This window comes from Streptomyces sp. PKU-EA00015, assembly GCF_013387495.1.
GTDB lineage: Bacteria > Actinomycetota > Actinomycetes > Streptomycetales > Streptomycetaceae > Streptomyces.
Window position 1 is genome coordinate 23,756 of record NZ_JABZEE010000025.1, and the last position, 21,847, is coordinate 45,602.

The 21,847-nt window shown below is 73.1% G+C and carries 18 protein-coding genes and 1 pseudogene; 9 read left to right on the forward strand and 10 right to left on the reverse strand.

The annotated features are described in order from the left end of the window. Positions 1-122: 122 nt before the first annotated feature. On the reverse strand, positions 123-1,304 hold the full coding sequence (locus tag HW130_RS16905; protein ID WP_177150422.1) for an NAD(P)/FAD-dependent oxidoreductase: 1,182 nt from the start codon (positions 1,302-1,304) through the stop codon (positions 123-125). Between the two features lie 154 nt (positions 1,305-1,458). On the opposite strand from HW130_RS16905, the gene HW130_RS16910 reads away from it, so the two are divergent. Continuing rightward, positions 1,459-1,911, forward strand: coding sequence for a DoxX family membrane protein (locus tag HW130_RS16910; RefSeq protein WP_177150423.1), 453 nt, complete (start codon positions 1,459-1,461; stop codon positions 1,909-1,911). Further along, positions 1,908-2,306: a Zn-ribbon domain-containing OB-fold protein gene (locus HW130_RS16915; protein ID WP_177150424.1), complete on the forward strand. Its 399-nt coding sequence runs from the start codon at positions 1,908-1,910 to the stop codon at positions 2,304-2,306. Before HW130_RS16910 ends, HW130_RS16915 begins: the two co-directional genes overlap by 4 nt. 3 nt (positions 2,307-2,309) lie before the next feature. Here HW130_RS16915 and HW130_RS16920 read toward each other — a convergent pair whose 3' ends face one another. Together HW130_RS16920 and HW130_RS16925 are read right to left on the reverse strand one after the other, a co-directional pair. Then, positions 2,310-2,990 (reverse strand): pyridoxal 5'-phosphate synthase, encoded by a 681-nt coding sequence (locus HW130_RS16920; protein ID WP_177150425.1) that lies wholly within the window; start codon positions 2,988-2,990, stop codon positions 2,310-2,312. Between the two features lie 69 nt (positions 2,991-3,059). Then, positions 3,060-4,229, reverse strand: a complete 1,170-nt coding sequence (locus HW130_RS16925) for an acetyl-CoA acetyltransferase (RefSeq protein ID WP_177150426.1) — start codon at positions 4,227-4,229, stop codon at positions 3,060-3,062. A gap of 95 nt (positions 4,230-4,324) precedes the next feature. Here HW130_RS16925 and HW130_RS16930 point away from each other — a divergent pair, with 95 nt between their 5' ends. Further along, on the forward strand, positions 4,325-5,536 hold the full coding sequence (locus HW130_RS16930) for an acyl-CoA dehydrogenase family protein (protein WP_177150427.1): 1,212 nt from the start codon (positions 4,325-4,327) through the stop codon (positions 5,534-5,536). Positions 5,537-5,626: 90 nt separating this feature from the next. On the opposite strand, the gene HW130_RS16935 is transcribed toward HW130_RS16930, so the two are convergent. Further along, the gene (locus HW130_RS16935; RefSeq protein ID WP_177150428.1) at positions 5,627-6,274 is read right to left on the reverse strand and encodes a TetR family transcriptional regulator; all 648 of its coding nucleotides are present in this window, start codon (positions 6,272-6,274) and stop codon (positions 5,627-5,629) included. A 255-nt stretch (positions 6,275-6,529) separates the two neighbouring features. On the opposite strand from HW130_RS16935, the pseudogene HW130_RS16940 reads away from it, so the two are divergent. The 4 genes and pseudogenes from HW130_RS16940 to HW130_RS16955 all read left to right on the forward strand — a co-directional run. Then, positions 6,530-7,339, forward strand: a pseudogene (locus tag HW130_RS16940) (VOC family protein); the annotation flags it as partial. A gap of 948 nt (positions 7,340-8,287) precedes the next feature. Next, a complete protein-coding gene (locus HW130_RS16945) occupies positions 8,288-10,669 on the forward strand; it encodes a PQQ-binding-like beta-propeller repeat protein (RefSeq protein WP_177150430.1) in 2,382 nt (793 codons plus the stop codon). A 164-nt stretch (positions 10,670-10,833) separates the two neighbouring features. Then, the gene (locus HW130_RS16950) at positions 10,834-11,430 is read left to right on the forward strand and encodes a hypothetical protein (RefSeq protein ID WP_177150431.1); all 597 of its coding nucleotides are present in this window, start codon (positions 10,834-10,836) and stop codon (positions 11,428-11,430) included. 111 nt (positions 11,431-11,541) lie between these two features. Continuing rightward, on the forward strand, positions 11,542-12,027 hold the full coding sequence (locus tag HW130_RS16955; protein ID WP_177150432.1) for a hypothetical protein: 486 nt from the start codon (positions 11,542-11,544) through the stop codon (positions 12,025-12,027). Between the two features lie 20 nt (positions 12,028-12,047). On the opposite strand, the gene HW130_RS16960 is transcribed toward HW130_RS16955, so the two are convergent. The 3 genes from HW130_RS16960 to HW130_RS16970 are packed head-to-tail and all read right to left on the reverse strand — an operon-like array spanning position 12,048 to position 14,418. Next, on the reverse strand, positions 12,048-12,839 hold the full coding sequence (locus HW130_RS16960) for an enoyl-CoA hydratase/isomerase family protein (protein WP_177150433.1): 792 nt from the start codon (positions 12,837-12,839) through the stop codon (positions 12,048-12,050). Beyond that, complete coding sequence (locus HW130_RS16965) at positions 12,836-13,258, reverse strand: Zn-ribbon domain-containing OB-fold protein (RefSeq protein ID WP_177150434.1); 423 nt, start codon at positions 13,256-13,258, stop codon at positions 12,836-12,838. The genes HW130_RS16960 and HW130_RS16965 overlap by 4 nt, the downstream gene beginning before the upstream one ends. A gap of 11 nt (positions 13,259-13,269) precedes the next feature. Then, on the reverse strand, positions 13,270-14,418 hold the full coding sequence (locus HW130_RS16970) for a lipid-transfer protein (RefSeq protein ID WP_177150435.1): 1,149 nt from the start codon (positions 14,416-14,418) through the stop codon (positions 13,270-13,272). Positions 14,419-14,473: 55 nt separating this feature from the next. On the opposite strand from HW130_RS16970, the gene HW130_RS16975 reads away from it, so the two are divergent. After that, positions 14,474-16,045 carry a FadD3 family acyl-CoA ligase gene (locus tag HW130_RS16975; protein WP_177150436.1) on the forward strand — a complete coding sequence of 524 codons (1,572 nt, stop codon included), beginning with the start codon at positions 14,474-14,476 and terminating at the stop codon, positions 16,043-16,045. Positions 16,046-16,118: 73 nt separating this feature from the next. Here the strand turns inward: HW130_RS16975 and HW130_RS16980 are convergent, their stop codons facing one another. From HW130_RS16980 to HW130_RS16990, 3 genes are all read right to left on the reverse strand, one after another. Beyond that, positions 16,119-16,352, reverse strand: a complete 234-nt coding sequence (locus tag HW130_RS16980) for a hypothetical protein (RefSeq protein WP_177150437.1) — start codon at positions 16,350-16,352, stop codon at positions 16,119-16,121. 196 nt (positions 16,353-16,548) lie between these two features. Further along, a complete protein-coding gene (locus HW130_RS16985) occupies positions 16,549-19,506 on the reverse strand; it encodes a BTAD domain-containing putative transcriptional regulator (protein ID WP_177150438.1) in 2,958 nt (985 codons plus the stop codon). A gap of 124 nt (positions 19,507-19,630) precedes the next feature. Beyond that, positions 19,631-20,446 (reverse strand): polysaccharide deacetylase family protein, encoded by an 816-nt coding sequence (locus HW130_RS16990; protein WP_177150439.1) that lies wholly within the window; start codon positions 20,444-20,446, stop codon positions 19,631-19,633. 166 nt (positions 20,447-20,612) lie between these two features. Here HW130_RS16990 and HW130_RS16995 point away from each other — a divergent pair, with 166 nt between their 5' ends. Then, positions 20,613-21,833 carry an amidohydrolase family protein gene (locus tag HW130_RS16995; RefSeq protein WP_177150440.1) on the forward strand — a complete coding sequence of 407 codons (1,221 nt, stop codon included), beginning with the start codon at positions 20,613-20,615 and terminating at the stop codon, positions 21,831-21,833. Positions 21,834-21,847: the final 14 nt, after the last annotated feature.

Consider the following 21,847-nt stretch of genomic DNA (forward strand, 5'->3'; position numbering starts at 1 on the left):
CGACGAGGCGTGCACGCCGGCCGCGAGTCGGCCCCGCGACGCCGCGTTCAGGCCGTCGAACGGTCCGGGGCCCCGCGTGCAGGTCGCCGGCCGAGTCCCCCACCGGCCCCGGCACCCCGTGGTCAGGCCGTCGGCCTGGCGGGTGTGCGGGCCACCGCTCTCGCGATCCGTTCCGCGTCCTTCGCCAGCTCCCGCAGCATCCCGCTGATCGGGTTCGTGAAGCCGGTGAAGTACAGGCCAGGCGCCTGAGCCGGGCAGCGTCCGCCGCGCACCAGCGGGCGGCCGACGGCGTCCAGTACGCCGAGATGGCCGACCAGGTCCTCCAGACCGCGCCGGTAGCCCGTCGCCGCGATGACCGCGTCCGCGGTCAGCCGGGTGCCGTCCGCGAGGACCACCTTGCGGTCGTCGAACGACTCCACCGCCGCGACCACTTCGACCCGGCCCGAACGCACCGCGTCGGTCAGCCCCATGTCCAGCACCGGGGTCGCGCCGGCCCGCGCCCGCGCGTGCAGACCGGTGTCCGGGCGCGGCAGACCGTGTTCCGCCAGGTCGGGCAGGGTCAGCCGGCACAGCAGCGCGGTCGCGGGGTCCGTCAGCCGCACCGGCAGGCGGCGTACGAGGATGCCCGTGCGCTGGGCGGGCCAGCCGGCCACGGAGCGGGGCAGGATGTGCGGGACCGTACGGATCGCGAGGCGGACGCGCGCCGCCCCGCCCGCCGCGAGGTCGACCGCGATCTCCGCGCCGGTGTTGCCCGCGCCCACGACCAGGACGTCCTTGCCCGCGTAGGGCGCGGCGTCGCGGTACCGCGAGGCGTGGACCAGCCCGTCCCCGTACCCCTCCAGACCCGCCCAGGCGGGCAGGTACGGGGTGTGGTTGTGGCCGGTGGCCACCACGACCGCGCGGCCGGTCAGTTCACGGCCGCCGCTCGCCCGCAGCAGCCAGCCCGCGTCCGCCCGCTCGATGCGGGACGCCTCGACCCCCGTGACGATCTCCAACTCGTGGTGCTCGGCGTACTTCTCCAGGTAGCGGATGACGTCGTCGCGCGCGACCCAGCGCCCGAACGAGCGCGGCATCGCAAGGCCCGGCAGTCCGGACAGGGTGCGGGTGGTGTGCAGGCGCAGCCGGTCGTAGTGGCCGCGCCAGGAGGTGCCGACGGAGCCGGACCTCTCCAGCACCACGGCCCGTACGCCGCGCTTGCGCAGCGCGGCCGCGGCGGCGAGTCCGCCCGGGCCCCCGCCGACGACGTAGACGGGCCGGTCGTCCGTGCGGTCGATGCCCTTGATCCTGCCTATTTCGTCGGCCATGAACGGTGAGCGTAAAACTTCCCTTTTATTGATGGGTCTCGGTCAAGACCTTGTTCGGTTGCGAATGGGTCACGCCTGTGGAGGTCTTGCGCCCAGCGGCCCGATCGGCTCAACTGACGTACTGTCAGATTCCATTCGGGGAGAGGGAACGGCCATGCGGACCGTCTGGCTCACCGGCGCCGAATGGGCCGCCGTCCTGCGCATCGGTCTCGGCCTGTGGTGGCTGGAGAGCTGGCGCCACAAGGACCGGAAGGGCTGGTTCGAGCGCGGCACCGGCATCGCCTGGGCCGCCGGCGTCGCGCGGGAGCACCGCTGGCAGGCCGTGCGCACCGGCTTCGAGAAGGTGGTCGCCCCGCGCCCCAGGCTGATGGCGTACATCGTCGTGTATGCCGAACTCGCCCTGGGTCTGGGTCTGGTGACGGGCCTGCTCACCCCGGTCGCCCTCGTCGGCGGGCTGCTCCTCAACCTGCTCTATCTCGTGCTGATGATCCACGACTGGGCGGAGCAGGGGCAGAACGCCATGATGGCGCTCGTCTCCGTCGTCGCCCTGTTCGCCATGTCCTGGCAGACCTGGTCCCTCGACCGCGCGATCGGACTCCTCCTGTGACCGCCACCCCCGAAGCCGACGACTTCACCCGCCCCTTCTGGGACGCGGCCGCGGCCGGGGCCCTGCTGATCCGCCGCTGTGGCGACTGCGGCAGGGCGCACCACTACCCGCGCGAGTTCTGCCCGCACTGCTGGAGCGAGAACGTCGCCTGGGAGCGGGCGAGCGGGCGGGCCGTGCTCCACACCTGGTCCGTCGTCCACCGCAACGACCTGCCGCCGTTCGGCGACCGGGTCCCGTACACGGCCGCCGTCGTGGAACTCGCCGAAGGGCCGCGGATGATGACCGAGGTCGTCGCCTGCGCGGCGGCGGACCTCGCCGTCGGAATGCGGCTGGTCGTGGCGTTCCGCACGGGGGAGGACGACGGTGTCACGGTCCCGGTCTTCCGGCCGGCGTGAGGGTCAGGGCCAGAGCAGCTCCCGCTCCCAGCCGTTCTCGGTGCGCCGGTACCGCAGCCGTACGTGCCTGCGCCGGGCGTCCCCCTGGAAGAACTCGACCTCGCGCGGCCGGAGCACGTACAGCGTCCAGGTCGGCACGGGCGCGTCGGGCTCCGCCTCGGCCCGCTCCCACGCGGCCTCCGACGCCCGCGCCAGCTCGGCCCGCGAGGACAGCACCTCGCTCTGGCGCCCGGTGAGCGCGGCGGCGAGCGCTCCCGTCGAGCGGGCGTGCAGATCGGCCTGTCCCTCCGTCGCCGTGCCCGTGGTGACCGTGCCGCGCACCCTCACCTGGCGGCCCTGCGCGGCCCAGTAGAAGCCGAGCGCGGCCTCCGGACGGGCGGCCAGTTGCCTGCCCTTGGCACTCGTGGAGTGCGAGGCGAAGTGCCAGCCGCGCGCGTCGGCGTCGTGCAGCATCAGCGTCCGCAGGTCGGGACGGCCCTCGTCGTCCACGGTCGCGAGCGTCATCGTGTGCGGTTCGCGCTGCCCGGCCGCGGCGGCCTCACCGAACCAGTGGTGGAACAGTTCCAGCGGTGTGTCCGGTGCCGCGTCCGGGTCGAAGGAGGGCAGGGACGGCAGGTCCCACACGCGCTGGGCGCGCAGGAGGGCTCGGAACGTCTCCTGGCGGGCGGTCTGGTCGTCGCTCATGGGGTCATTCAACGCCCCCACGGCGAGGGCCATGTCCACGGGCCCGGCGTCCGTGGGGCGGGGTGCATCTCACCCCCGCCCCAGCACCACCGTCCCGGACGCGCAGAACCAGCCCCCGGTCCCCGACGCCACCGCCAGCCGGGGCGCCGACCCTCCCACGCCGCCGACCTGGTGCGCCCCTGCCTCGCCGCGCAGCTGGCGCACCGCCTCCACCAGCAGGAACAGGCCCCGCATTCCGGGGTGGCACGCCGACAGCCCGCCGCCGTCCGTGTTCACCGGAAGCCCCCCGTCCCGCAGCAGCCGGCCCTTCTCCACGAACGCGCCGCCCTCGCCCTTCGCGCAGAAGCCCAGGTCCTCCAGCGTCACCAGCGTCATGTACGTGAAGGCGTCGTAGATCTCGGCGATGTCGATTTCGTCGGGCCGCACCCCGGCCCGTTCGAAGGCGAGCCGGCCGCTCACCGCCGCCGGCGAGACGGTGAAGTCGTCCCACTCCGACATCGTGGTGTGCGAGACGTGCTCACCGGTGCCGAGGATCCACACCGGCTCCTTCGCCGTGTCCGGCACGTACTCCTCCGCGGCCAGCAGCACCGCGCAGCCTCCGTCGCTGCGGATGCAGCAGTGCAGCTTGGTGAACGGGTCCGCGATCACCGGTCCGCCCAGCACGTCGTCCACGGTGATCGGGTCGCGGAACATGGCGTCCGGGTTCGCGCCGGCGTTCGCACGGGCCTGGACGGCGACCGCGGCGAGCTGCTCCGGGGTCGTGCCGTACCGGTGCATGTGGCGGCGCGCGGCCATCGCGTACTTGGCGACCAGTGTGTGCCCGTACGGCACCTCGAACTGCAGTGGGCCGCGGGCCCCGAAGGAGAGGCTGGAGGTCCGGCGGCCCGCCCTGATGTCGGCACGGGCGGTCGATCCGTAGACGAGGAGGACCGCGTTCGCGTGCCCCGCGGCGATCGCATCGGCCGCGTGCGCGGCCATGACCTCCCAGGTCGCGCCGCCGACAGCCGTGGAGTCCACCCAGGTCGGGCGCAGGCCGAGGTATTCCGCGACGTCGATCGGGGCCAGCGTGCCGAGGCCGGCCGAGCACAGGCCGTCGACGACGGACCGGTCGAGGCCGGAGTCGGCGAGCGCGCGCCGCGCGGCCTGGGCGTGGAGGGTGTAGGGGGTGGGGCCGTCGACGCGTCCGCAGTCCGAGAGGGCTATGCCGACGACGGCGGCCTTGCGCGATGGGGAAGGCATGTTTCTGACGGTACATCAGAAAGTGCTCTGGGCATCCGGTGGTGCCGGCCCTAACATGACGATCCGTCAGGTCAGGTCCGTGGGAGGAGCTCCGGATGGACGCCGAGGTCCCCGACTTCACCGGTTTCACCGCCTTCACCCCCGAGCAGGACGGGATCCGCCGCACCCTGCGCGACCTGCTCGCCGAGCGGTCCACCCCCGAGGACGTCCGGGCCGCCGTGCGCACGGCCGCCGGATACGACACCGAGCTGTGGAGGCGGCTCGCCGACCGCCTCGGCCTGCCCGGCCTCGCGCTGCCCGCCGCGTACGGGGGCGCTGGCCGCACCCTCACCGAGCTCGCCCTCGCCTGCGAGGAGACAGGCCGGGTGCTGCTGCCGTCCCCTCTGCCCGCCACCGTGGGGATCGCGGCGCCGCTGATCGACGCGCTGGGCACCCCCGACCAGCGTCAGCGGCTGCTGCCGCACATCGCCGACGGCTCGCTGACCTGCACACTCGCCGTCCCCGGCGGCGCCCTCGCCACGGCGCTCGCCCTGACGTGCGGCGCGTCGGCCCGCGGTGAATGGGCCGGGGGAGGGCGCGCCGGAGGCATCCAGGCGCGGCCCGCGGGCGACGGGCGCTGGCTGCTGTACGGGGAGGCCGCCCAGGTCCTCGACGGCCACAGCGCCGGCCTGCTGCTGGTCGCCGCGCACACGGGGGGCTTCCCCCGGAGCCGTGCGCTCCTGTTCCTGGTGCGCCCGGAGGCGGCCGGTGCGACCCGGATCCGGCAGAGCGCGCTGGACGAGACCCGGCCGCAGGCGCGTGTCGAACTGCGGGAGGTCGAGGGGGAGTTGCTCGGCGCCGACGACGCGGCAGCGGTGGCGGACGCGCTCGCGGCGGCCGGAACGCAGGTCGCGGTGATGCTGGCGGCCGAGGCGGCGGGCGCCGCGGCGAGCGCGCTGGAGCGGACCGTCGGGTACGTCACGATGCGCGAGCGGTCCGGGCGGGCGATCGGTTCGTTCCAGGCGGTCAAGCAGCGGCTGGCCGACGCGTACGTGCACGTCCAGACGGCCCGCTCGGCGGCGTACTGCGCGGCCCGGGACCAGGAGGCGGGCCCGCTCGCGCTCGCCCAGTGCCTCCAGTCGCTGCGCGCGGTCGCGGCCGAGGCCGCGCACCTGCACGGCGGCATCGGCTTCACGGGGGAGCACGAGGTGCACCTGTACGTCAAGCGGGCGGCGGCCGACGAGCTGCTCTTCGGGCCGGTCCACCTGCTGCGCGACGCCGCGGCCGAACGCGCGGGTCTCTTCGCGCCGTGCCCGGCCGGCGGGTGAGCGGAGAGCGGGGGCGGAACGCGCGACGGCGGTCACCTCGTGGGTGACCGCCGTCGGCGTGACAGGACTTCGGGTGGTGCCGGAGCGACGCTATCTCGTCGGCTTCTTGCCGGTGATGCCCAGGTGCACCAACAGCGCGAGGTTCGGCTTCAGTTCGGCCTGCTTCACGCCCCAGGTGGTGAAGCCCTTCTGGTGCGAGGCCACCGCGGCGAGCATCGCCACGAGTGATCCGGCCATGGCCGCGGGGCTCACGTCCTTGTCGACCTTGCCCTTGGACTGGAGCTCCTGCACCGCTTCGGTGAGGGAGTTGGTGACGGAGTTCAGGATCTTCATGCGGATCTTGTAGAACCGCTTGTCGCCCTCCGCCGCGCCGAGGTCGACCACGCGCAGGATCGCGTCGTTGCGGCGCCAGAAGTCGAGGAAACCCTCGACCAGTTCCTCCGAGGACTGCCAGCCGGCCTTGCCGACCCAGGAGCGCCCGGAGACCAGATCGGTCAACGATGCGCCTTCCTTGGCCATTTCCTCGGCGATCTCGAGGACGGCGCCCTCCACGTCCGGGAAGTACTGATAGAACGTCGCGGGCGAAGTGCCCGCTTTCCGGGCCACGTCGATGACCTTGACGTCCCGGTACGGCGAGGAGCTGAGCATCTCGCTGAGGCAGTCGAGCAGCTTCTGCCGCGTCGCCTGGCCGCGTCGTCCGGCCACTCGGCCGTCGACGGTGCGTACTTGTCCTGTCATGCCGTCAGCTTACCGAGGGGTGATCGGGGCGCGATTCGGCCGACTGCAAATGGGGTGCGGGCGCGCGACGGCAATAGTGTTATCAACAGCCTGTGGACAACTTCGGTGGACAACTCGCCGAGACGGGTCGTCGCGGACCGTGACACCTGGCCCTCACTGTCCCCCTTTGGGGCTTTTGTTCGATTTTCTTCCGCGCGCCCAAGGTGTGGCGACGTTAGCTTGATGTGACGGGCACCACACGGAAGGGACCGGTCCATGGCCGTATTCACAGAGGGCACACCCTGCTGGACGGACGCGTCCCTCCCCGACGTCGAGGCGGGCAAGCGCTTCTACGGGGAGCTCTTCGGATGGACCTTCACCGAGGGCGGCGGGGATCCGCTCCTCGGCGGCGGCACGCGCGGCCGGTACGCCGAGGCCTACAGCGACGGCCGTCTCGTCGCCGCCCTCATCCCCAAGCGCGACGGGCGCATGCCCACCGTATGGAACGTCTACCTGGCCACCCCCGACGCCGCCGGGCTCGCGCGCCGCGTCGCCGCGGGCGGCGGCCAGGTGATCAACGACCCGCTGCCCGTGGGCCGGGCGGGCACGGCCGCCGTCGTGGCGGACCCGGGCGGCGCGGTCTTCGGGCTGTGGCAGGCGGGGGAGCGCACGGGTTTCGAGAAGCGCGGCGAGCCCGGCTCGTTCTGCTGGACCGAGGTCTACACGCGGGACAAGGAGCGCGTCGACGCCTTCTACGAGGGGGTCCTCGGCTTCCAGGGCACCGACCTGCCCGGCATCACGTCCGAGGACTTCCGCATGTGGTCGCCCGCGGGCACGGAACCGGGCGAGAGCACGGCGGTGGGCGGGCGCAGCGTGATCGACGACTCCCTGCCGGCGGAAATGCCCGGCCACTTCCTCGTCTACTTCTGCGTCGAGGACTGCGACGCGGCGGCGGAGACGGTCGTCCGGCTCGGCGGCCGCGTGCGGACATCGCCGTCCGACATCCCGTACGGGCGTATCGCGGTCCTCACGGACGACCAGGGCGCGACGTTCGCGATCCTGGCGGAGACCGCGCCCCCGGAGCCCGTCCTGCCGGAAGGCCCCCTGGCCCACCGCGCCCCGGAACCGACCACGTCGCCGGGTCCCCGCCTGGACCCCGAACTCCACCCGGACACGGAGTGGGACCGCGTGCGGGGCGCGGAACCGGAGGAACGAGAGCCCGGTTCCGCCCGCGAGCCGAAGTCCGCCGACGAGCCGGGTCCCGCCCGCAAGCCGGGTTCCGGTCCTGAGCCGGGCCCCCGGCCTGAGCCGGCGGCCGGACCTGAGCCGCATGCAGAGCCACGGCCCGGCGGGGCCGGCGCCTCGGGGAGCGGCGGAACCACCGGCGGGTGAGCGCGATGGCTCCGCCCGGGGCCGGGCGGCCACCCCGGGGCGCAGGCGGCGGCCCCGTCCGGGGCGGTGGGTCCATGCCCGCAAGGGCGGCCGGGCCCTCGGGGACGGCCGGGGTGAGCAAGCCGCGCTCTCACCGGAGCCGGGACACCGGGCGAGCGGGGTTCTGCCCCGCGAACCGGGCCGCTTGCCCCGGGCCGGCGGGCCACTCTGCGGGGGCGTCGCCCCAAGTGAGGCGGTGCCTCCAGCGCGACCGACAGTCACCGCTCCAGCCGCGCGCGGGCGCGATCGGCGGCCCTCCCCGAGGGGTGCCTCACGGCGGCGAACGCGCCGGGCCGCCGGCGCGGCGCGCCCGGACAGGGCGGTGGCCCCTGCGCGGCAGGCGGCTCCGGGCGGTGGGCAACCGCGGGAGCGGTGGACAACCGCGGGAGGGGCCAGGCGTCCCCACGAGAGGCGCGGCCCGGGTGCCCGACGTGTCCGAAACCGGGTGAGACACCCCGATCCGCCCCCGGGTTCGCAACCGTCGCCCCGGACAGGAAGAATCAGGGTGCTCACCGCAGAGGGGCTTGAGGGTGAGACCCTGCACGGGGCTGTAGATGACGGGCTCCTTCAGACGGAGCCCGTACGGGGAGGTGGCACGCAAGTATGGAGCAGCTGACGCAGCACGACCCGAGACGGATCGGTCCGTTCGAGGTGCTGGGCCGGCTCGGTGCCGGCGGCATGGGACTGGTCTATCTCGCCCGGTCGGCGTCCGGCCGCCGGGTCGCGATCAAGACTGTGCGCACCGAGCTCGCCGAGGACCAGCTGTTCCGCGTCCGCTTCACGCGCGAGGTGGAGGCCGCCCGCGCGGTCAGCGGCTTCTACACGGCCGCCGTCGTGGACGCCGACCCGCGCGCCGCCGTGCCCTGGCTCGCCACCGCCTACGTGCCCGCGCCCTCCCTCGAGGAGATCGTCAACGAGTGCGGGCCGCTGCCCGCGCAGGCGGTGCGCTGGCTCGCGGCCGGGATCGCGGAGGCCCTCCAGTCCATCCACGGCGCGGGCCTCGTCCATCGCGACCTCAAGCCGTCCAACGTCCTCGTCGTCGAGGACGGCCCCCGCGTCATCGACTTCGGTATCGCGTCCGGCGTCTCCAACACCCGCCTGACCATGACCAACGTCGCCGTCGGTACGCCCGCCTACATGTCGCCCGAGCAGGCCCGCGACTCGCGCAGCGTCACCGGCGCCAGCGACGTGTTCTCCCTCGGCTCCACCCTCGTCTTCGCCGCCACCGGCCACGCCCCCTTCCACGGCGCGAACCCGGTGGAGACCGTCTTCATGCTGCTGCGCGAGGGCCCTGACCTGGAGGGCCTCCCCGACGAACTGCGGCCGCTGATCGACTCGTGCATGCAGATGGAGGCCGGGCTGCGGCCGACCCCCGAGGACCTGCAGGCACAGCTCGCACCTCACCTGTTCTCCGCCGGCGGCGACGACAGCGGTACCGCCTCCGCGTGGCTGCCCGGTCTCGCCACCGCCATGATCGAGGCCCGCCGTGGCGGCGGCCGCGCCCCCGTGCCGCGCCCGGCCGAGCCCTCACGCCCCGCACCCCATGCGCCCCCGCCGCCTTCCGTGCCGCCCGCTCCCGACCGTGAGCCCGCCTGGCACGGCGCGAGTGATCCCCGTACCGGCCACGCCCCCGCCCACTCCGGCGGCGGACCCGTGCGGCTGGCGGGCTCCGCCGTGCCCATCGGCCCCGGGCTGCGCGCGGTCGGCGCCGGCCACGCCCCGGTCGCCGACGCCGGCCCGGCCACCGGCTGGATCCGCCCGCCCGGCGGGCTGAACGGTTCCGATGCCGCCACCAACGCCGTCCCCGCGCCGGTGCCCGCCCCTGCCCCGCCCCCGCCGGAGACCGGCCCCGGGCACTGGCGCCCGTGGCGTTTTCGCATGTCGAACGACGTGTGGGGGACGCCGGTCGTCTCCGGCGATCTGCTGTACGTGACCTCGTTCGAGGTCCACGCGCTCGACGTCGGCACCGGCCGCCGCCAGTTCAAGACCCGCGACGTCGCCTGGTCCATGGCCGTGGCGGGGGGCCGTATCCACGCCTCCGACGGTCCGACGCTCTACGCGCTCGACGCCGCGAGCGGCGGCGAGCGCTGGCGGCTGCAGACCGATGCCTGGGTGTACTCCCTCATGGTGGACCGCGGCACCGTCCTCACCGGCACCCGCGGCGGCGGCGTGCAGGCATGGGAGGCGTCCAACGGCGAGAAGCTGTGGGAGATCACCGGCGCCCAGACGGACTTCGAGACACCCGAGGCGGGGCCGGCGATCTTCGGCGACACCGTCTACGTGTGGAAGGACGCCCGCCTGCGCGCGCTGGAGGCCCGCACCGGCGAGGAGCGCTGGTCCTACCCCGTGGGCGACGCAGCGTCCTGCGGGAACGTGCCCGTGCGCGTACAGCCGGCGCCCGACGGCTACGTCTACGTCTCCGCCGGCACGCGCGTCCTCGCCGTCGACATCGCCTCCGGTCTGGTGCGCTGGCACTTCGAGGCGCCGGCCGTCTTCCTCTCGCCGCCCGCCTTCGCGCCGGGCCCGGCCGTGACGGGCGGCGGCGTCTACCTCGCCGACTACCTCGGCACCGTGTACGCACTGGACGCCACCACCGGCAAGGACCGCTGGCGCATCGCCACCGAGTCCCGCCAGTCCATCGAGCCCGTGCTCGTCACCGCCGGCAACATCCACGTCGGCAGCGGCAGCGCGCTCTACACCCTCGACGCCGTGACCGGGACGCCGATGTGGCGGTTCGCGGCGGGCGGCGAGGTCGTCGGCACACCGGTGGTCGCGGACGGCCGCGTGCACTTCGGGTCGGCCGACCACGTGCTCTACACCCTCGACGCCGGCGGCGGCCAGCTGCGCTGGAAGCTCGCCACGGGAGGCGAGATCACCGGCTCCCCGGTCGCCCAGAACGGTGTCGTGTACGCGTGCAGCAAGGACCGCTGCGTCTACGCGCTCGACGCGGAGAAGGGCACGGCCACGGGCCGCGGGCCGCGGTAGGACGCGGGCCCGCACCCGCGCCCGGCCGGGTCCCGTGCGTCCGGCGTCGGGGTCCCGTACGTCCGGCGGAGGCGTACGACGCTCATGGCGGGGTACCCGCGCCGGGCGTAGCGTCATGACCGGGAGCGGTCACGACCGGAGCGGCTGACCCAAGGAGGCCGGCGATGATCCGCAACGTCATCGGCTCGATTCTCGCTCTCGCCGGAGCGGCGGCCGCCGTATGGAGCCCCTTCCGTGCCTGGTACGACGGCCGTCACGGGCGCGACTACCGCGTCCAGGACCTCTTCATCGGCATCACCGGCACCGGCGGCCCGCTTCCGACGTCGGTCCTGCTGCCGCTCGCCTTCGGCGCGCTGATCGCGCTGCTCGGCGTGCTGCTGCGCTCCCGCCTGCTCGTCGCGCTGTCCGGACTGGTCGTGCTCGGCTTCACCGCCCTGTGGATGGTCCGCCAGGGCCTGGCGGCCGGCAGTCTGACCGTCGGCGGTGACGGGGCCCGCCTCGGCACCGGCGTCGCGCTCGCGGTGGGCGGCGGCGTCCTGCTGCTCGTCGCCGCCGTGGTCATGAGCGGACGCCCGAGCAGGGGGGAGATCGACGAGGGGAGGCACGCCCCGCAGGAGGAGGACTGGGGGCCGTACGGGTCCGACCCCGGCGGAACCGTCCCGTACCGCGAGGGCCCCTACCGGCCGGGCCCCCACGACGAAGGGCACGGCCCCGAGGGCCCGCCCACGCGTCCCTGGCCGGGGCCGCGCAACGAGCGCTGAGGCGGTCGCGGGCGGCGGGTGAGCGGGACGAGCGGGGTCCCGAGCGCTGCTAGGGTGACGTGCGCTCGTCAACCGAGCCCATCTGCCGACACTTTCAACGGGGGTTGAAACGTGAAGATCCGTCATGTCCGCGCGCTCGCCGTCTTCGGGATCGCGCTCGTCGCCCTGACCGGAGCCCGTGGTTCCGGAGGCGGCGGCTGTGACAACCACAGTAGCTCCAGCAGCAGTGGCGGCAGCAGCCACCGCGACGACGACAGCTCCGGCAGCAGCGGCGGTTCGCTGCCCGGCGGCGGTTCCAGCGCCGACAAGGCCGCACGCGACATCACCATCGACGAGTGCAAGTACGACACCGCGACCAAGAACCTCACCGCGAGGATCACCGTCACCAACAGCGGTGCGCTGGACTACGACTACGACGTCACCATGAAGTTCATCGGTGCCGCCGGCGGCACCGCCGTCCCGGCGACCGCCACCAAGACGGCCATCGCCGTCGCCGCGGGCGCCTCCGAGAGCGCCGTTCTCACCACCCCGTACACCGGTTCCGGCGACGGCTCCGAGTACACCAAGTGCGAGGTCTCCCGCGCGTCCCGCAGCTGAACGGGCCGAACCGCCGCCCCTCAGCGCAGCCTGAAGCCGGCCTTGCCCCGCCCGCCCCTGCCCCGCCCCTGCGTGAACAGCTCGGCCTGCCGCTCCGGCGGCAGGTTCCCGAGCACGACCAGGTGCGGGGCGAGGGCGAGCGCCCCCGCTCGCGCCGACTCCGTCGCCGACCAGACCGCCCGTACGGTGCCCTGCACCGCCTCCGGCGGATACGAGGCGATCACCGCGGCGGCCCGCAGCGCCGCCGCGACGGCCCCGCCCGGCTCGGTCAGCTCCGAGACCAGACCGGTCTCGTACGCGCGCCGGGCCGACAGCCGCTCCGCCGTCCCCATCAGCGCCATCCGCGCCACCTCGCCCGGCGGCATCCGCAGCGCCATGTACGCCGACTCGTACGCGCTGACCATTCCGTACGAGGTGTGCGGATCGAAGAACGTCGCCTCGCGCGAGGCCACCACGAACTCGCTCTCCCCGAGCAGGTAGAACGCCCCTCCGCCGGCCATGCCCTCCACCGCCGAGACGACCGGCTTCCACAGGTCGTTGGCCTTGGGGCCGATCCGCAGCAGCGGATCGTCCACCGAATACGGGGACGAGGGCTGCGGCACCTCGGCCGAGCGGTCGATGCCCGTGCAGAACGCCGCGGCGCCCGCGCCCGTCACGACCGCCGCGCGCACCGTGTCGTCGAAGCGGAAACGCCGCCAGACGGCGGTGAGTTCACCGGCCATGGCGAGGTCGATCGCGTTGTGCCTCGCCGGCCGGTCGAGGGTGACCAGCGCGACGCCCGTGTCCTCGTCCGTCTCCACCCGGATGCTCACGGCCGCTCCAGGAGCCAGCGGGGAAGGCCGGTGCGGTCGAACACGGCCCTCACCGGCGCCCCGATCCGCAGCCGCGCGGGGTCGAGCGAGTTCAGCGGGGCGTCGGGAGAGGTGACGACATTGCCGACGAGGCGGATGCGGGGGGCGTCGGCGAGTTCGACGACGACCACGTTGTACGGGGCCTGGGCGGCGTAGTCGGGCAGCAGCGGCGGATGGGGGACCACGTACGACCAGATGCGCCCGCGACCGGACATCGGGCGCCACGCGCTGTCGAAGGACCCGCAGTGCGGACAGCACGGGCGGGGCGGGAAGCGCGGCTCACCGCAGGCGGGCCGGGCGCAGCACTGGACGCGGAGCTCTCCGCGGGCGGCGTACTCCCAGAAGGGGGCACCGTCGTCGTCGGCCACCGGTACGAGCATCTCCACACTCCTCACGTACGCAGCAGAAGGGCCGATGTGGGCACGCCCTCGCCCGCGGTGACCAGGCACGTCGCCGCGCCCGGCACCTGGGCCGTCGACGTGCCGCGCAGTTGCTTCACGCCCTCGTTGATCAGGTTGAAGCCGTGCACGTACGCCTCGCTCAGCCCGCCCCCGCCGGTGTTGAGCGGCAGCCGTCCGCCGATCTCCAGTGCCCCGCCCTCCGTGAAGGCGCCGCCCTCGCCCCTCCCGCAGAAGCCGTAGCCCTCCAGGGACAGGGGGACGAGCGGTGTGAACGCGTCGTAGATCTGGGCCACGTCGACGTCATCGGGGCCGAAGTCGGCGTGCTTCCACAGCTGCCGGGCCGCCGTCCAGGCCGGGCCGGTGAGCGGGTCGTCGTTCCAGTAGTTGACCATGCCGTGGTGCTGGGCGGGCAGGCCCTGGGCGGCCGAGTGGACGTAGACGGGCCGCCGGCGGCAGTCGCGGGCCCGTTCGGCGGAGACGACCACGCAGGCGAGGGCGCCGTCGGTCTCCAGGCAGTTGTCGAACAGGCACAGCGGTTCGCTGATCCAGCGGGCCGTCATGTACATCTCGCGGGTCAGCGGCCGGTCGTACATGATCGCGGCCGGGTTCTGGTTGGCCCTGTTCCTGCACGCCAGGGCGACGTTGAAGAAGTGGTCGCGGGTCGCGCCGTGCTCGTGCATGTAGCGGCGGGCGAGCATGCCGATCTCGTCGGCGGGCCGCAGCAGCCCGAAGGGGCGTGTCCACTGGGCGGGTGTGGGCAGTTGGGCCGTCGTGTTCCTCCAGGGGCGTGGGCCCGAGCCGCGTTTGCGGGAGCGCCAGGCGACGCCGACGGTCGCCTGTCCGGTGGCTATCGCGGTGGCGAGGTGCGCGACGGTGGCGCAGGAGCCCCCGCCGCCGAAGCCCACCCGGGAGAGGAACGTGACGTCCCCGGCGCCGATCGCCTTCGCGAGCTCGACCTCGTCCGTCTCCTCCATCGTGTACGAGGCGAAGGCATCGACCTCCGACGGTGCGATGCCGGCGTCGTCGAGTGCGGCGAGCACCGCCCGGCAGGCCAGGGCCTTCTCGGATTCCGGCAGGTGTTTCGCGAAGGCGGTCTGTCCTGTGCCGGCTATCGCCGCCCGGTCCTTGAGGGTCGCCATGCCGGGCAGCGTACAGCTAATCTGACGTACCGTCAGCTAACGAGAGGGGCTTGCGATGCGACGCGGCGACCTGGAGTGGGGCTCCGTCCCGGGGCTGGTGCGGGACGCGGCCGAGCGGTACGGGCAACGGGAGGCCGTCGTCGACGGCCGCACCCGCGTCACCTACGCCGAACTCGGCGACCGCGTCGAACGCGCCGCCGCCGCGTGCATCGCCTCCGGCGTCGCCAAGGGGGACCGGGTCGCGATCTGGGCGCCCAACACCCTCGACTGGATCGTCTCCGCGCTCGGCGCGGTCACCGCGGGTGCCGTCCTCGTCCCCCTCAACACCCGCTTCAAGGGCGCCGAGGCCGCCGACGTCCTGCGGCGCTCCCGCGTCCGGCTCCTGTTCGTCACCGGGACCTTCCTCGGCACCTCGTACGTCGCCTCGCTGCGCCGCGCCGACCAGGAACTGCCCGACCTGGAACAGATCGTGGTCCTCGCCGACAGCGCGCCCGACGACCCCCGCTACCGCACCTGGAAGGACTTCCTCGCGGGCGGCGACTTTGTCACCGGCGGCGAGGTCCGGGCCCGCGCGGACACCGTCACCGGTGCCGACCCGTCCGACATCGTGTACACGTCGGGCACCACCGGCCGCCCCAAGGGCGCGGTCATCACCCACGCCCAGACGCTGCGCTGCTACGACCTGTGGAGCGAACTCGCCGGGCTGCGCGCGGGCGACCGCTATCTGATCGTGAACCCGTTCTTCCACACCTTCGGCTACAAGGCGGGCGTGATCGCCTGCCTCACCCGCGGCGCGACGATGGTGCCGCAGCCCGTCTTCGACGTGGACACGGTCCTCGCCAACATCGCCGCCGAACGGATCTCGGTCCTGCCCGGACCGCCGACCCTGCACCAGTCGCTGCTCGACCACCCCGCCCGCGACCGGCACGACCTGTCGGCCCTGCGCCTCGTGGTGACCGGGGCCGCGGTCGTGCCCCTCCGCCTCGTCGAACGCCTCCGCGGCGAACTCGGCGTGCCCACCGTGCTGACCGCCTACGGCCTGTCCGAGGCGAGCGGCATCGTCACCATGTGCCGTCGCGGCGACGCCCCGTCGGTGATCGCCGCGACCTCGGGCCGCGCGATCCCCGGCACGGAGGTGAGGGTCCTCGCCGCGCCCGGCGAACCGGGCGAGATCCTGGTCCGCGGGCACAACGTGATGACGGGCTACTTCGAGGACCCGGCCGAGACGTCCCGGGCCCTCACCCCGGACGGCTGGCTGCACACGGGCGACGTGGGCGTCCTCGACGCGGACGGCAACCTGCGCATCACCGACCGGATCAAGGACATGTTCATCGTCGGCGGCTTCAACGCCTATCCCGCGGAGATCGAGCAACTGCTCGGCCTGCACCCCGACATCGCGGACGTGGCGGTGATCGGCGTCCCGGACCCCCGCCTCGGCGAGGCCGGCAAGGCGTACGCGGTCCGCCGCCCGGGCACGACGCTCACGGCGGACGACCTGGTCGCCTGGTCGAGGCGGGAGATGGCGAACTACAAGGTGCCGCGGCAGGTGGAGTTCGTGGACGAACTCCCGAGGAACGCGAGCGGGAAGGTGCTCAAGGCCGAACTGCGGTCGCGGCACGCCGGCTGACCGCGCCCGGACACACCACGGCCGCGGCGGCTCCCCCTCCGCGCCGCCGCGGCCGTTCCCCGTCGTGTGTGGCTCAGTCGCGCGGAGGCACGGGTGAGTGGTGGTCACCCATGGTGGTGATGCCGCCGTCGGCGGGCGGAAGGGGCGAGTGGTGGTCTCCGAGAGTCGTCACCGTACCGTCGGCGGGCGGGATCGGTGAGTGGTGGTCACCCATGGTCGTGAAGCCGCCGTCGGCCGGCGGCGCCGGCGAGTGGTGGTCGCCCATCGTGGTGATCTCTTCGCTCTTCTTCTTCTCGGTGCTGCTCATGTTTCGTCCCCCATGGGATTGACCGATGAGACTGGGGTCGGCCCTCCGCCCGGAGACTCCCCCGAGTACCGCCGGACGGAAGGCCAGTGGACCTTTCGGTCCCGGTGATCCGTCTGCCCCCCGACGCGACGGATCGACTGCCGTTGAGCATGTCGGACGAGCATAAACATTCGATGAACGCCCTCGCTCAGCCTTTTCAGGCGGCGCTCAGCGGAGTGGTGAGCAGTTGCCGGGCCTCCTCGGCCTCCACAGCGCCGGACTGCTCGTGCAGGGCCAGCGCCTCACGCCAGCAGGCACGGGCACGGTCCGACTGGCCGAGAGCTTCGAGCGCCCGGCCGAGCGTGATCAGTACCTTGCCCCGTGTGCGGTCTCCGCCGATGCAGCCGATGGCCAGTGCTTGCTCGGCATGCTGTGCAGCTCCTGCGGGGCGACGGGCGGACAAGTGGGCCTCGGCGATGCGGAAGTGAGTGGTCCCCTCCCACAGCCGCTGGCGGTTGGCCTCGAACTGGGCCAAGGCCTCCGTCAGTTGCTTCAACGCCTCGGAATGCTTGCCTGCCGCCGTGAGTGCGATGCCCAGCGCGAATCGCGCATTGGCCAGGCGCAGCTTGTGCCCGATCCTGTCGTATATGGCGAGGCCCTCCCGGGCCAGCGTGATGGCTTGCGAGGCCCGGCCCGTGACGACGTGCACGCGTGAGAGGTTGCACAGCGCACTGGCTTCGCCGGGCAGATTGCCGTCGGCGCGCGAGCCCTCCATGGCGTTGCGCAGGTGTTCCTCGGCCTGCGCGTTGCGCCCCTGGTTGAACGCGATGATGCCGCGATCGTTGTCCGACCAGTACACCGGAGCCGGATCGTCAGAGGCCTTCGCCAGCGCGGCCGCCTGTGCGGCCTCCTCGTCCGCCTCCGCGTAACGGCCTGCCACCAGATGGACATTGGTGAGGGAAGTCCTCGCGCGGGCTTCCGTACGCCTGTCACCGGCGGCTCGCGCAGCATCGAAAGCAAGGAAGGCCGTCGCCTCGTACGTCTTGGAGTTGGCCCCGGACTCGGCCAGATTCTGGGCTGCCCACAGCAGGTCCACCGCCCGCCGGAGTTGCTTCCCGCTGGACGCCTGGCGCGCGCATGCCAGCAGGCAGTGCGCCTCGGCGTAGAGCCAGTCCTGGGCCTCCTGCCGGTCGGCGAACGACAGCCCGGCATCCCCGGTCGGCTCCAGATGGTCCACCAGCCGGTCGCCGGGGCGCTCCATGGCGAACACCCGCGCCGCCGTCCCCAGATAGAAGTCCAGCAGCCGCGACAGCGCCGCCTCCCGCTCCTGCGGCGGATGTTCGTCGCGCTCCGCGCATGCACGCGCGTAGAGCCTCACGAGGTCGTGGTAGCGGTAGCGGCCCGGCGCCGCCGACTCCAGCAGGGACGTGTCGACCACAGCCTCGAGCAGGTCCTCCGTCTCGTGGAGGGGGAGGTCCAGCACCGCCGCGGCCGCCGCCAGCGAGATGTCCGGGCCGTCCGCCAGGCCCAGCAGGCGGAAGGCGCGGGCCTGGGCCGGTTCCAGCTGGCCGTAGCCCAGCTCGAACGTCGCCTTCACCGCCAGGTCGCCCGCCTGGAGCTCGTCCAGTCTGCGGCGTTCGTCCGCGAGCTTGGCCGCCAGGACCGAGACGGTCCACGTCCGGCGCGACGCGAGGCGGGACGCGGCGATACGGATCGCCAGCGGCAGGAACCCGCACGCCGCGACCACGTCCAGTGCCGACTCCCGCTCCGCACGCACCCGTTCCTCGCCCACGATCCGCGTGAAGAGCTGCAGCGCCTCCTCCGGCGACATCACGTCCAGGTCCACCAGGTGCGCTCCCGCGAGGTCCACCATCCGCACCCGGCTGGTGATCAGCGCCGCGCATCCGGCCGTGCCCGGCAGCAGGGGCCGGATCTGGGCCGCGTCGCGTGCGTTGTCCAGCAGGACGAGCACCCGGCGCCCGTCCAGCGTCGAGCGGTACAGCGCGGCCCGCTCGTCCAGGGTGTCCGGGATCGCGGAGTCCGCCGCGCCCAGGGCGCGCAGGAACGCGCCGAGCACGGTCTCCGGCTCGGCGGCCCGGTTGCCCGCGCCCTGGAGGTCCACGTACAGCTGTCCGTCCGGGAAGTGCTTGCGCGCCTGGTGGGCGACGTGCACCGCCAGCGTCGTCTTGCCGACGCCGCCGATGCCCGCGAGGGCGGAGACCGCCATCACCGAGCCCTCGGCGGCGGCGAGCTGGTCGCCCAGCTCCCGTACGAAGGAGGAACGGCCGGTGAAGTCCGAGACGGTGGCCGGAAGTTGTGCGGGGCGCGTGACCTGCGGCGCGGGTGACGGCTCCTCTACCGGCCGCGCCAGCTCCGCGTCCGCCTGGAGGATGCGCTGCTGGAGGCGGGCCAGCTCGGGCCGCGGGTCGACGCCCAGTTCGTCGGCGAGCAGACGCCGTGTGTCGGCGTAGACGGCCAGGGCCTCCGCCTGCCGTCCGCTGCGGTACAGCGCGAGCATCAGCAGTTCCCGCAGCCGCTCACGCAGCGGATGCGCGGCGGTGAGCGCGGTCAGTTCCGAGACGGCCTCGGCGTGGCAGCCGAGCTCCAGGTCCAGGTCGAGGCGGGTCTCCAGCAGTTGCAGCCGCCACTCCTCCAGCCGCGTGCGCTGGTTCTCCGCGTACGGCCCGGGGACGTTGGCCAGCGGCTCGCCGTCCCACAGGCCCAGCGACTTGTTGATCAGCGTCCGGGCCTGGGAACGGTCGCCGGCGGAGCGCGCCTTGTCCGCCTCCGCGGCGAGTTCCTCCGCCACGGCGAGGTCGAGCGCGCCGCGCCCCACCCGCAGGGCGTAACCGCCCGACTCGGTCACGAGCGCGGCGGCGGGCAGGGACTTGCGCAGCCGGGAGGCGTACGTGCGAACGGCGGCGAGGGCCTGCGAGGGCGGTTCCTCGCCCCAGATCGCGTCGATCAGCTCCGACGCCGTCGCGGTCCGGCCGTCGCGCAGCAACAGCGCGGCGAGCAGGGCTCGTTGCTGTGGCGAGCCGGGCGGCAGGGTCTCCGCGCCCCGCCTGACCCGGACCGGCCCGAGCACGCTGAAGTGGAGCCGGGCCGCGTCGTCCGCTCCGCTGTGCAGCGGAGCGCGCTGATTCGGTACGCGTGGCCCGCTGTCACGGTCCATTGGCTGCCCCCTGCCCGTACTGCCGGAAATCGCCCTCGACAGTCTGCCCTGTAGGGGGCGGCCCCGTCAGCAGCGGGGCACCTCCGTCTCCCGCCTGCCCGTGTGAGCCTCGTCCCACACCTGATCAGGGACGATAGACCGTTCCGGGCTGCGGTTCGGCGGGTGCGAGGAGCTCGGGGACCGTGACGAAGGTGTAACCGCGTTTCTTCAGCTCCTCGATGATGCCGGGGACGGCGGGCACCGTTCCGTCGTAGATGTCGTGGAGCAGGATGATTCCGTCGCGGTCGGCCTGGTCGAGGATGCGCTGCTCGATGAGCGCGGAGTCGGTGGTCGAGTAGTCCTTGGCCGTGGCGCTCCACAGCACCTGGGAGAGGCCGAGTTCCTTGCTGACGGCGGTGACGTCGTCGTCGGTACGGCCCTGGGGCGGGCGCATCAGTGTGGGCTTCGTGCCGGTGATGTCGGCGATGGCGTCCTGGGTGCGGCCCAGTTCGTCGCGTATCTCCTCCTTGCTCAGTTGGTCCAGACGCTGGTGCGTCCAGGTGTGGTTGGCGACCTCGTGGCCCTCGGCGGCGAGGCGCCGGACGACGTCCGGGTGCTTGAGGACGTGGTTCTTTCCGAGGAGGAAGAAGGTGGCGTGCACCTTCTCCTTCGCGAGCATGTCGAGCAGGCGTGGAGTGTCCTTGCCGGGGCCCGCGTCGAAGGTCAGGGCGATGCACTTGGCCTTCTCGCAGTCCGCGGCCGGTCGGGCCTCCGCCCCGACGCCCTTGCCGCTGCCGGGCTGCTTGCCGTCGGAGAGCGCCGCCCCGTCGGCGCGGGCGTCCGCGCGGGCGTCGGCGGGCGAGGTGGTGTCCGCCGAGCAGCCGGCGAGGACGAGCGCGAGCGAGGCGGCGGCGAGGGCGGAGACAACCCGCGCCCCGCGTATGTGCGTCTTGACGGGCATGACGGTGTTCCCCCTGTGTGGTGGTCGCGGCGCGCGGCGGTGTGCCGCGGTGGTCTGCCGCGTGCGTGAGCGCACTATACACAGGGTGTATACGTGGAGTTCATGGTGACTTCGGGGCGGTCGCCGCTAGCTGACGAACCGTCAGATAAGCGCTACCGTGAGGGGAATGGAGACCTTCCCCAAGATCATCTCGGTGGACGACCACACGGTGGAGCCCCCCCATGTCTGGCGGGACCGGCTCCCGTCGAAGTACCGCGACACCGGCCCGCGCGTCGTCAGGGCCCCGCTGAAGGACATGACCTTCCTCGGCGGAAAGTTCTCGCCGGTCATGGGGGCGCCCGGCGACGACGGCCCGATCGGCGACTGGTGGGTGTACGAGGACCTGCATCGCCCCCTGACCCGGCTCGACACGGCCGTCGGGTACGACAGGGACGAGATCAAGCTGGAGATCATCACCTACGAGCAGATGCGCCCGGGGTCGTACTCCGTGCCCGACCGGCTCGCCGACATGGACGTCAACCACGTCCAGTCCGCGCTCTGCTTCCCGACCTTCCCCCGCTTCTGCGGCCAGACCTTCACCGAGGCCGCCGACCGGGAGCTCGGCCTGCTGGGCGTGCGGGCGTACAACGACTGGATGGTGGAGGAGTGGTGCGGCCCCGAGGCCCGCGGCCGGCTGATCCCGCTCACCCTCGTCCCGCTGTGGGACGCCCGCCTCGCCGCCGACGAGGTCCGGCGCAACGCGGCACGCGGGGTGCGCGCGGTCGCCTTCTCCGAGATACCCCCGCACCTCGGACTGCCGTCCATCCACACCGACGCGTGGGACCCGTTCCTCGCGGCGTGCGACGAGACCGGCACGGTCGTCGCCATGCACATCGGCTCGTCCTCGAAGATGCCCTCGACGTCGGCGGACGCCCCGCCGGCCGTGGGGTCGACCATCACCTTCGCCAACTGCTGCTTCTCGATGGTGGACTGGCTGATGAGCGGAAAGTTCGAACGCTTCCCGAACCTGCGGATCATGTACGCCGAGGGCCAGATCGGCTGGATCCCCTACATCCTGGAACGGGCCGACGTGGTCTGGGAGGAGAACCGCGCCTGGGGCGGCGTCGCCGACAAGGTCACCCGCCCGCCCTCCGAGCTGTTCGCCGAGCATGTGTACGGCTGCTTCTTCGACGACGCCTTCGGCCTGCGGAACCTGCACGCGATCGGCGCGGGCAACGTGCTGTACGAGACGGACTACCCGCACTCGGACTCGACGTGGCCGAAGTCGAAGGAGGTCGGCGAGTCCCAGATGGCCCACCTCCCCCCGGACGTGGTGAACCGCATCGTGCGCGGCAACGCGATCGACCTGCTGGGCCTGACGGAGGACGGTTTGTGGGCGGGGGCGTGAGCCCTGGAACGGGC